The following is an 11541-nucleotide window of genomic DNA, read 5'->3' as shown; positions in this document are numbered from 1 at the left end:
AGGGAATGGTTATCGATTAGCTAGCAGTAATTATTGAAAATGAGAATGTTTTGCCTTACGGTGCTAGCTGTTTCGATAACCCCTATGAGCGCCTCATGCCATACCCACCAACCCCGCCGCCCCGCCTAACGGGCGAAGCACTGCATGCTGGCTATGACGCCCGGCAGGTATTGAACGGTGTGGATATCGCTATTGCGGAAGGCAAACTCACGGTTCTCTTGGGGCCCAACGGAAGCGGTAAATCGACACTACTTAAAACCCTAGCCCGCACGCTTTCGCCGAGTAGCGGGCACGTGTACCTGGATGGCAAAGATATCCATCGCAGTAATACGCGGGAGGTCGCAAAACGTCTGGGTATTCTTCCCCAAGGGCCAGTGGCGCCGGAGGGGCTGAGCGTAAGGCAGTTAGTGGGAATGGGCCGCTTTCCACATCAGGGGTTGTGGCAGAAAAATGCGCAGCAGGACGCCAATGCCATTCGTGAAGCGATGGCGTTTACCAACGTCACTGATTTTGCCGAGCGCAGCGTGGATGCGCTTTCCGGTGGGCAGCGCCAACGCTGCTGGATTGCTATGGTGCTGGCGCAACAAACCGACCTGATTCTGCTTGATGAACCGACCACTTTTCTGGATCTAAAGGTACAGGTTGACCTACTGGAACTCCTTTCAAGTCTCGCCCACGAACATGGCCGTACACTTCTACTAGTGCTCCACGACCTGAACCTGGCCGCCGCCTACGCTGACCATTTAGTAATGATGTGTGATGGCCAAATCGTCACCAGCGGCGCACCCACTGAGGTGTTTACCGCTGCTAACCTTAAGCGCGTTTTTGACCTGGATGCCCACGTGATCCACGACTCTGAAAGCGGTATACCAATTTGTGTACCGCGAAAACGGCGCCAGCACGCTACTGAAACAGAAGCGCTTATTCAGTAGCGATGTTTGCAGTTAGCCATGGTTGGTGATTTTACTGCAGGCACAAAAAAGCCCGGCGAGTCGCCGGGCTTAGGGCTTAGCATCGGATAATTGTCTTACCAGCTATATTTCACACTGCCGATCACACTGCGGGATTCGCCGTAGTAGCACCAGTATTCACAGCTTGCGACATACTCTTTATCGGTGAGGTTATTAACGTTGACCTGAGCTTCCCAGCCATCGGCAAATTCGTAACCCACCATGGCATCCACCAGGGTATAGCTATCCACTTCTGTGTTATCTGCGACACTGGTATCAACGGTACTGCCCACATAACGCACGCCACCGCCCAGGGTAACGCCATTTAACGCACCGCCGGTAAAGGCGTAGTCTAACCAGGTGGAAGCTTGGTGACGCGGAATCAACGGCGCGCGTTCATCTTCTTCCAAGCGCGAATCGTTGTAGGTGTATGCCGCTGTCACTCGAAGGTTATCGGTCACATAGCCAACACCTTCCAGCTCGAAACCTTGAGAGGTGCGCTCCCCTTCTTGTACCTGGAAGCCTGCCGGTGAGTTCACCAGCGTGTTGCTTTCTTGCAAATCAAAAACGGCAGCCGTTACATAGCCATCCCAGCCAAAGGGAGCCACCTTCACACCGGCTTCCCACTGCCGCCCTTCACGGGGGTCGTAAAGCTCGCCATCACTGTCAACGCGACCCACTGGGTCGAACGACTCGGTATAGCTGATATAGGGGTTAACACCGTTTTCACCCAGGTACATTGCGCCACCTGACCAAGATACCTGGTCATCGTCTGAACGCTGGGTCGTGCCCGCCGTTAGGTTGCTATTATCCGTTTCGGCCTGGTCGTAACGCACACCACCCAGCAGCACCCAACGGTCATCTATGCGCAGTTGGTTTTGGGCATATAAACCAGTTTGCTCTTTATCGATTTCCCGACTCAACAGATCATCTTGAGCAATTGGTGTGTAGTTACCATAAACTGGGTCGAAAATATCGATCGGATCACCGAATGCGTAATCGTCCCCTTCCTGACCACTCAGGCTTAGGTTCTGGTAATCAACCCCTAGCAGCAGCGTATTCTCGGTACGATCACCGTACCAAGTACCCACCATGCGGTTATCGACAGTCCAGCTATCGATAGAGCCATCACGATATACCAACCCGCGTGAGGCGCGGCGATCATCGACCATAGACAGCGCATAGCTGCTGCGCAGCTCTAAATCTAACTCGCTGTAGCGTAAATCTTGTTCAAACGCCCAGGTGTCATTAATGTTATGTTGTAGCTCATAACCCAGCCCCCATTGGGTACGTGTGTCCTTATCGTACCCTGGCTCGCTCAAATTGGTTTGCGGATCAATACGCCCGAAAGGTGTGTTTTGGACGGTGCCGTAAGGTAGCTTAAAACCGTTGACCGGTACGCCGTCATCCTTTTGCACACTGGCTAAAAAAGTAACGGTGGTGTCTTCGCTAAAATCAACCGCTAGGCTAGGCGCAAAGTAATAACGCTCGTTATCCGTCGCGTTTAAATCGCCATCACGCTCTTTGTACATACCCACTAAGCGATAGCGTACATCGTCTGATTCACCCAGCGGCCCGCTGGTATCAATCCCAACTTGGCGATGGTTGCGGTTGCCAAGCTGCAAATTGACTTCCCCTTGGGGCGTTTCGGTAGGACGTTTGCTCACCGCATTGATCAAGCCACCAGGAGGCGCCTCACCGTAGAGAATCGATGACGGCCCTTTGAAGACTTCAATACGCTCCAACCCATAAGGCTCGGGTAGCCACTGATAAAACCCTTCCCGGTAAATGCGCAGACCATCTTGATAGGTAGACTGATCAAAGCCACGCACCTTGAGCCAATCGGTGTTGTTATCACTACCATAGTGGCCAGAAAGTACGCCCGCACGATAGCGGAACGTTTCATCTAACTGCTGAACGTTGCGGGTTTCCAACTCTTCACGGTCAACGCTTGAAACCGGACGCGGCGTTTCTACCAGCGGCGTGTCCACCTTTAGCGCCGTGGCAGTCACTACCACGGTGTCGTTGGAAGTGGCTTCTTCTTGAGCAAGCACCGTGAGCGGAACAACGCTCAGCATGCCGCCCAGCGACAGAACAAGCGAACGCCGCATAGCAGCAGAAAGCGGCGTGACGGGGAAAGACATCGGAGTACGGAGCATGAAGAGCCTCAGCGGTAAGAGGAAAGTTTTCATTATGATAAAGCGAATGATACGAATTTTTATTCACAATCACAATAACCGCTTTGATCTAAATGTGATAAGCGTTTGATGTGCACTTCATTAATGTACAGCCTGGGCGGTAAGCACTTACTTACCTAACTCAGTTAAACGATTTTTTAGCCGACTATTAAGAGTTTGTATAAAAGTCGGCGGGCGAAGGCTCTTGCAGTTAGTCGTTAAGCACAAATAGGAAGATAGTAAACGCGAAGGGAGAAAATCGAATAATTTGTTTACCGCCGACCAAGGGACTCATAATCCCTTGGCCGTAGGTTCAAGCCCTACTGGACCCACAATTTCTATATTTAGAAAGCAGGAGATTATGAGTGCAACCAAAAAACATTGGGATTAGGATTGCGACTGCAATGCGTAAATGGATATTTTTCATATATTGATATATTAATTCACATTTCCAAGCAAAATGGCTCAGCTACTTCCTGATTCCTGGGAACGACAGGCCGATTCGTTCGAGTATTGCTGAGCAGCCTTGTATATGACAGAGAGCATAGATACCCTACGCTTTCACACGACCCCTCTTCTCCAACAACAGCAAATCATTAATTTTTATAGTGTTCTGGACTAGCAGTTCTTCAAAATCATTAGCTGCAATAACCTCTACATTGTAGTCTAATGCTAATTTACGGCATTTTTTCACTAACCTTCGACTATTACTAATAAAATAAAGTTGAGTGCCAGCACTAGGTGCAAATAGTTTCTCATAAACTTTAGTGGCCGAATATACTTCCTGTATAGCGGAATACCCATTGTAGCTACCCGATACATGTTTAGCTTGTACTAAGTGCATAACCTCCCCTGCTATCGCCACACCATCGGCGCCATGGTCGCTACCATTGGATGTGAGGTAATAACGTTGTGCTCCAATTTTTTTAGCTATTAGCAACACTGCTAGCGCTTCAAACTGCTGCCACGTCAAGCGTTTAACTATAGCGGGGGTAATAATAGTTTCCAACGGCAAGGTTGAAATACCAGCAGGCTGTGGGACTACTTCCTCAGGGGTAACTACCGCATTTTTCAGCAATACTTTTTTGCTTAGTAAACTGTGTAAATTAGCATCAAATGATTCAAACTCCGGATGTAGCGCAACAGGTACATATACGTTTACATCGCGTTTTTGGCCAATACGGTAAACCCGATCCGTTGCTTGCGCTTCTTTCGCTGGATTCCAGTGTCGCTCAAGATGTATTACGTTATTTGCACCCACCACTGTCAATCCAACACCAGCTGCCACCGGTGACATAATAATGAGGTTAAAGCCTTGCTTAGCTTCAAATTCCTCAATGATGCTTGAGCGCGTTTGTGTTTGAGATGTTTTAGCTACAGCCTTTGTATCACCGTTAATCACGTCTACTAGGCCAAGTTCATAGTACTTACCTAGTGCCACGCTTAAATAGCATTGCAGTTTTTTATTTACTAGAAAGATGATGCACTTTTCATTTCGCCCCTTAATTTGGTCAATTATTACTAGCAGTGATGCCAGCTTAGCCGACTGTTTAAGTGAGTCCGTAACATTTGCATCTATATTACCTGCTCCCACCAAATCAGGGTGCAGCGAACAATTTCTAAGTTGCTGAATAGTACTCAGCGCATGGGCATCATTGTCATTAATCTGCTGATTTAATAACGAATCGTAAACTTCTAACTGATGCCCGTGTAAAGTACTTTCAAGCTCAGCCATATATTTCCAACTGGTATCTTTTAAGCCAGCATATAAACGTTTAGACGGTAAACCATCTAAATTATCTTCTTTGGTGCGACGCAACATTAGCGCACCAACTTTTTTACGCAGCATTCGACCATACTCAGCCCGCTTTGCATCAATTTCGTCGCCCGCAGATTGAGTAATTGGAGCCACATAGGTTTCACGGAATTCTTGGTAACTACCCAGCAACCCTGGACAAGCGGTATCCATCAGGCACCAAAAGTCCTTCAAGCTGTTCTCAACGGGTGTACCCGTAGTGACCATCTTAAAATCAGCCTTTAGACCCTTGGCTGCACGTGTTTGCAATGCATTAGGATTCTTAATATTTTGCGCTTCATCGAATACAACCATGCCCCAGTCGATACGGCACATTGAAAACTGATAATCGCGAAGAGTTTGATAAGTGGTAATAACTAACCTACCCGGCATATCCAGACGTTTAGAACCAAAGTTTTTACCCACTTTTAATGAGTACTTAGGTTCTGCGGTCATATCTGCTGAGGAAACTTTAACAATCTCTATGCCACCCTCTCGGTAGTGGTTCATCTCGGCATCAGATTGCAAAACAACAATATCACTGAAAGGGCTCTGATTAAATGTTTTTCCTACTTCTACTTTCCAGTTATCTAACAAGCTAAGTGGCGCAACAATTAAGGTAGGCTTTAGCGTTCGCTCCTGATGCTTACATTGCTCATAGTAAAAATAAGTAGTAGCCAACGCAGAGAAGGTTTTGCCCAACCCCATATCATCAGCGAATAGCGCCCCCGCCACTTCATTAGAGGTATCCAGCGCTTGGTTAATCAAACCAAGTCCCCATCGCACAGCAAACTCCTGGTGCACAAACGGATTTCGCAGAAAATTCTTCCAATCCAAGTCACCTGGATACAGCACTTTCTCAAGTATAGTTTCTATTGAAGCTGATTTAATTTCTAAGGTTTCGTCATTAAGGTCAACATCTACAACCAGCTGAATAGATTCTTCACGTTCTTCACTGACACCTAGTTTATCGTCGTCACCACTATAACCTTGTTCCTCTGCACGCTCATGCAATGTTTTTAATGAAAATAGTGTCGCCTCTTTATCGGAAATATCGTATAGCTTATGATCATGTTCAAAACTGGTTGCACCAGTTTTAATTGCATCATTTATCTTTTCAGTAACAGACGCTAAAGTTTCTGGGTCTTTAATAAATTTATCAGCTGCGGCAAACACTTCGGGAGTCATAGTACTATCAGAGCTACCAAACCAACTGACTCCGGACTCATCAGTATCGCCAAAATATGCCTGTAAATATCCAGTTACCCCATGAACTCTGGCTGAAAAACCGAGGTCAAGGTCAACAAGGGTCGCATCAAGATATTTAGTAGGGTATTTTAAGAAGTCTTCGACATCTTTAGGTTTTACGATTCGGTTACGAATGATCTCTTGCACAGCAGCTAATTTTTCTTCATTGAACAAAACAATCTCATTCCCCACGCGAAGGCTTTTAGCTTCTGGTCTTAGCAACTGGCCCAAGGTTCGGTTTAACTGCTCAGGCGTAGCATCTTGCTGCATACCTGGTGTCAATATCAAACTACCATTTGAATGTTGATCGATTGTAACTGTAATTTTATCCGGAACAGTAATTTTAAGCTTATTAAAGTGACCAAGCTCATATGTACACAACTCGGATTCGTAATGCGCTTGTTGAATAGCATAAATGTAACGAAGTTTCGATTCTTGAGATGCACCTTGATCTTTGAAGCGACTTTGCGCAGAAAATACTTTGTATTCACTAGGTCCTAACAGGTATTTCTGCGTGTCACCAAAACAAATAAGTGGACCATCAATTTCATAGTAATTAGTAAGTTTACCTGTTGGTGAGCTCACTTTTATCTTTACAGAAAACTTATCCTCTCGAGTATTGCCTGCAATATCAGCTACAATCTCACCTCGCCACTTACTTGGTAAATTGAGTAAAGTGCGCGAGCTTTCATCAAATGCTGCAACCACTTCATTTGCCACATCAAATCCATTTGGCAATAGCTCAGCTTGCCCTTGTTCTAAAAGAATTTTTAGCGTTGAGAATTGTAAAAGAACTACTTCCGACTGCTCACTTATTTTTACAAAAACATTTTTTGGAAGATAAAATGAAACAACGCCGGGATTAAGCTCCCACTTAAAAGACTTATCTTTTGGCGTATTGCCCATAATCTTTTTAATGTGGTCTAATAACGCCATTAACTCACTCCATACAGTCGCCGCTGAATATCATACTCACGAGCATCTATTACATCTTTTAATACAATATCAACACCACAATTTCTTAGTTCTGCTACAGCATGTCGCTGCCAGCTATTGGGGCTATGGGTAATATTAGCGGGTTTAGGCATTCCCTCCCTAACCTGCTGTGCAGCTAGTGCCTGCGTTAATTCGAAGTATGCAAATTTTTTACGAGAGTAGTTATAGACACAGGCGGTACTAATTAAATTCTTATAAATCCATAAATAACAGCTATGGCTACCCTCTATTAGATGGGCACCATCCAATTGAATATAAATTAATGACTTATCCTGCTGATCAATTACCTCATATTGCGTCAATGCACTTTGCTCATAGTTTTTCTTGAGATATTGGTCAGCCCGCCGGCTTAAAAATAAACGTGTATGCAGTACTAATTCTTTGTCGAGAAGTCCTTCCATAAACTTCTTACGTGCTGGGTACATTCTCATTAATTCTGTATTGTTTGTTGATTCCTTGAAGTCATTTAATGCTTCTAGAAATAAGCGCAGTTCATACTTCGACAACCAACTTCGAACTTTGGCTATCAATTTATTATCAATGTGTTGCCACCACTTTTGGTAGCGGGAGCTCGAAGGAGATACTCGCGGGTCACCAGCAATTTTGATCACCACATCTTGCCAAGCTTGATGAGGAGCATTGGCGTTCGCACGGTCGATTACAATTGACAAAATTTCATGCCCCAGCAAAGCCCCCCCAGCATAAGGTGCCTCTACGACTGAAGGCTTAACAATTTCTTTCAGTAAATTATGATCTCTGTTTACGTCGATTTTTTTCAATTGCTCTAAATAATAAATATTTTGTGATGCTTGTTTAAAATCACCAGTTGCGTGCAAATCTAACCGTAAAGCTTTTAAGCGTGCGTTTAATTCTATATCAGCTTCAATAGCCGAAGTTGCCGCCCATTTTGCACCAGAAGAAGAAAACAAAAATTCGTCATATGGTTGTTGAATACCGCGCTGCTGCCTGTTTTTTTTCAGCCAATCAGTAAGTGATGGAATTTTTATTGCTTCATAATAACGCATGAAGAAGAACTGTGTTAATGCTTCTAACAAAGCGAAACTAGGTTTATGTGCTAATGCATCTACTTTTTCTAATACTTCTTTAGTTAGAACATCAGGATAATCACGCAATACCGCGGGCAATGCCCGAAGCAAAACTCTGTTAGTGATCTCATGCTGTAAAGGACGCTTATAGCGAGCGGCCTCAGTTAGCTCCTTCAACGCTTTTAGGTACCTGTGGCTACCAGTGCCCACTCGATTAGCAAGGTGTTTTAAATCAGTAGTCGTCCGAATCAGTTTTTCTAGCTGCTCAACCGATCGGTTAGTATTAATTTTGAATTCCAAGCGCTTCATCATAATTATTCCTTAGAACTATTAGGCTTAATGCGCTCTAAGTCAGCAATCGATGGTGGCTTCACAGTAAAGCGAATATCAATGCGTCTATTTTCTGCTTTTTGCCTTGGGGTCTCTTCCAATTCTTGCACTCGGCGGCTGGCAGCATAGCCACTGACACTGAAAAGTCTTTGGCCGTAGATGTTTTCTAATTCGGAGTAGGCTGGGAGCACCTCCAATCCAACTAACCATGTATTCCAAATAGAGATAGCTCGGTCAGTAGATAAGCCCCAGTTTCCTTTGCCACGATAAAATATGGCGTCACTATCTGTATGGCCTTCAATAAATACTGTGTCGAGGTACTGCAAGCGGTCGTCACGAGTAATGGCTTGGTGCAAAACCAAACCAATTTGACGAACCGAATTTTGCACACGTTGATCAGCGGGAATTCTTTCTTCACCCGATTCAAATGAGAGCGTCGATTCTGGGATGCGGATCACAGTATCGTTATCTGCTATTAATACTTCGATGTCTTGCTCAGAAAGCTCTTGACGAACTTCATTCAGGATATCTTCACGTGCTTGCTCCGCTTTTTTCAGTTCTTCGATACCTTCATCTACATCAATAGTTTTTTGGGTTAACTCAATGATCAAAGCTACTGCCGCCAAGATAAAAATCACAAGCAAACCAGACATCAAGTCGGAAAATGACATCCAATATGGGTTTTCCTCGTCTACCTTGGCACTACGCCGACCCCGCCCCCCATCCATTAACGAACCCCTGCAGCTGCATCTTCGATACTTTCAACAATACTAGCCAGTTGTTTGTAGGCTTCGTTCATTTGCGCAGCATACTTGGTCGTGCCCTCAGACCAAGCTTTTAAGTGCTCTGAGGTCTGGGCATTAGCTTGTTCTGCATAGTCACTTAGCAGGACCGCAACTTTATCACTCAAGTTATCTACATTACTTTTTTGGTCAGTCAGGTACTCATTCTGCTGGCGTCTAAGCTCATCAAACACAGAGGCAGACTGGTCAAACATTTGTTGAATCTTATCCGCTAAACTATTGAATTGAGTAACGCTGCCGTTCAGCTCATCACGTAGCGTATTCAAACGATCAGCGGTTTCCTGATTTTGTTTTGCCAAGCCAGCAGTGGTAGAAGCAGCTTTTTCAACAGAGCCAGACAACTGGTTGCCCGCATCTCGGATTTGAGTGGCAAACACATTCATTGTATTTGCCGTGCCTTTTAGTTCTTTAGCAGCTTCAAGCATACCAGTACTGGCTTTATCACTGGCATCCATCGACAAGTGAACCTGTTTGTATAATTCGCGACTTTGCGACAACAGCTCAGCAACGGTTTCTGTTTGCTGACCATAGGTTTTTTGCACTTCTGAAACCAAGGCTTCTGTCGTCGTTTTCACCGCTTCGCTTTGCTCAGAAATCAACTTATTACGTTCTAATTCAGCGGCTTGTACTTTAGTGTCGCGCTCTGAAAAGCTTTGGCTTAACTGTTCAAGCTGACCTTGTGTTGCCTGCGCTACTTTCTGGCTTTGAGCTTCCATTCCGGCAACTAAACTGGCTAGCTTCTGCTCTAGCTGGTCGGTAAACTGGGATTGCTGTTGTACCATGCTAGTTTGCGTAGAATCTAAACGATTTACCATAGCTTGCATAGCGGTGCTCATATCGGCAATCGACTCGTTCACTTTAGCTGAAGCAGAATCCATTGCTTGGCGCTGCTGAGCACCTTGGTGGCCGAAGCTTTCCATAAACTTGCCTATTAGATCTTCCAGTGCTTTTTGATTACCTTCAGAGGTTTCATCCACCAGCTTATTGATTGCAGGTGCCATGATCTTTTCAAGGCTTTGTTCAAGGCCAGATTGGATGCTTTGCGTAACCTGAATCAGCGATTCCTGCATTTTTTCGCCTATCTTTTCGGCTAAACCTTGAAGCACCTCCCGAGATTCTTTTCCATGCGCAGCAATTTCTATTAATTGCTCTTCAGGACGAATACGTGGGAAAAGCCAGTCGACACGGGCTTCAAGCCTAGCAACTTTCTTTTTAACTCCTTGCTCCATAAACTTTTCTGCAAAGTTAAACACTAAGCTCATGCCGATACCCCACACCGAGGTCAAAAAGGCAATTTTTGCCCCATTAACAACACTGGCTATGCCAGTCTTCATTTGCTCGACATTACCGTCTAATTCAAGGCCACTTAAGCCAAGTTGTAAACCAATAAAGGTGCCGATAACACCCAGCGCTGTAAGAAATCCAGGTACTGCAGCTGTTAATCTATTTTCAGTAACTGAGCGTGCCAATGTATAATCATTAAAAAAATGTCCCCCATCAAGAGTATTGCGGAGAACAACTTGATCGTTTTTTTCCACCTCTACTAGTGTCTCATCAAACTCTTGCCACAAGTGCGCAGCGTTCGAGTTCTTATATCTTCTTTTTCGATCTTTAGCAGCTTGTATAAAGTCTCCTCGCTTTCTGGAAACAGTTTCTCGCGTTTCATTTTCTATCAGCTTGAATAACCATTGAATATCCCAACGGGCACTAACAGTACGGCATAATGAAATGAAGAAGAATATTAAGGCTACTGCAACAATAATAAGAGAAATAACACCACTTAATTCGACGCCATTTTCTGGGACTTTCAGCACCCATTCAGGCCATAACCAAGCGAGGCGAAACTGATTCTCCATGGACATTCCCTTATATTTTTTGTCACTTAACGTGGTTTACTAAGTTAATCAAACGAGCTAATAATGTTGATTAAGACGACTACTATCTGCAGGCATCCCAAACATTTAGTATAATTTCAATTGCTTACAAAAAATCAGTGGTTAAGAATAGCCAACTGCATAAATGAGGAAACCTATAAAAACATCTTCATCAGAATCATACGCAACGTTACCAAATCTGCACATAACAGTGACCCTACGTCAGAATACCAAATATTGCATCCACATAAGCACCTTGCTTTAGGTTATTTTGTTTATGCGCAACCTAGGGCCAATTCCCAACTTCTCGAAAAAAATGAAA

6 protein-coding genes and 1 tRNA gene are annotated in these 11541 nt (G+C 44.7%); 2 read left to right on the top strand and 5 right to left on the bottom strand.

Annotation, left to right across the window (positions count from 1 at the left end):
* The first annotated feature begins 95 nt into the window (after nt 1-95).
* Nucleotides 96-932 (top strand): ABC transporter ATP-binding protein, encoded by an 837-nt coding sequence (locus tag V8L70_RS00465; protein WP_101147697.1) that lies wholly within the window; start codon nt 96-98, stop codon nt 930-932.
* A 95-nt stretch (nt 933-1027) separates the two neighbouring features.
* On the opposite strand, the gene V8L70_RS00460 is transcribed toward V8L70_RS00465, so the two are convergent.
* Nucleotides 1028-3028 (bottom strand): TonB-dependent siderophore receptor, encoded by a 2001-nt coding sequence (locus tag V8L70_RS00460; protein ID WP_101147773.1) that lies wholly within the window; start codon nt 3026-3028, stop codon nt 1028-1030.
* Between the two features lie 327 nt (nt 3029-3355).
* Here V8L70_RS00460 and V8L70_RS00455 point away from each other — a divergent pair.
* Nucleotides 3356-3459, top strand: a tRNA-Met gene (locus V8L70_RS00455).
* A 221-nt stretch (nt 3460-3680) separates the two neighbouring features.
* On the opposite strand, the gene V8L70_RS00450 is transcribed toward V8L70_RS00455, so the two are convergent.
* The 4 genes from V8L70_RS00450 to zorA are packed head-to-tail and all read right to left on the bottom strand — an operon-like array spanning nt 3681 to nt 11201.
* Nucleotides 3681-7106, bottom strand: coding sequence for an SNF2-related protein (locus V8L70_RS00450; RefSeq protein WP_198556140.1), 3426 nt, complete (start codon nt 7104-7106; stop codon nt 3681-3683).
* A complete protein-coding gene (locus tag V8L70_RS00445) occupies nt 7106-8524 on the bottom strand; it encodes an EH signature domain-containing protein (protein ID WP_101147696.1) in 1419 nt (472 codons plus the stop codon). The genes V8L70_RS00450 and V8L70_RS00445 overlap by 1 nt, the downstream gene beginning before the upstream one ends.
* Nucleotides 8525-8526: 2 nt before the next feature.
* Nucleotides 8527-9213, bottom strand: coding sequence for an OmpA/MotB family protein (locus V8L70_RS00440; protein WP_232774964.1), 687 nt, complete (start codon nt 9211-9213; stop codon nt 8527-8529).
* Between the two features lie 56 nt (nt 9214-9269).
* Nucleotides 9270-11201 (bottom strand): anti-phage ZorAB system protein ZorA, encoded by a 1932-nt coding sequence (zorA, locus tag V8L70_RS00435; RefSeq protein ID WP_336268486.1) that lies wholly within the window; start codon nt 11199-11201, stop codon nt 9270-9272.
* Nucleotides 11202-11541: the final 340 nt, after the last annotated feature.

It is taken from the genome of Vreelandella arctica (genome assembly GCF_037070215.1).
GTDB lineage: Bacteria > Pseudomonadota > Gammaproteobacteria > Pseudomonadales > Halomonadaceae > Vreelandella > Vreelandella arctica.
This window is presented reverse-complemented; position numbering and strand designations above follow the sequence as displayed.

Bases quoted from the DNA above. Each gene is read 5' to 3' on its own strand.
- V8L70_RS00465 (WP_101147697.1), top strand. From the start codon at position 96: ATGCCATACCCACCAACCCCGCCGCCCCGCCTAACGGGCGAAGCACTG.
- V8L70_RS00460 (WP_101147773.1), bottom strand. From the start codon at position 3,028: ATGCTGAGCGTTGTTCCGCTCACGGTGCTTGCTCAAGAAGAAGCCACT.
- V8L70_RS00450 (WP_198556140.1), bottom strand. From the start codon at position 7,106: ATGGCGTTATTAGACCACATTAAAAAGATTATGGGCAATACGCCAAAA.
- V8L70_RS00445 (WP_101147696.1), bottom strand. From the start codon at position 8,524: ATGATGAAGCGCTTGGAATTCAAAATTAATACTAACCGATCGGTTGAG.
- V8L70_RS00440 (WP_232774964.1), bottom strand. From the start codon at position 9,213: ATGTCATTTTCCGACTTGATGTCTGGTTTGCTTGTGATTTTTATCTTG.
- zorA (WP_336268486.1), bottom strand. From the start codon at position 11,201: ATGGAGAATCAGTTTCGCCTCGCTTGGTTATGGCCTGAATGGGTGCTG.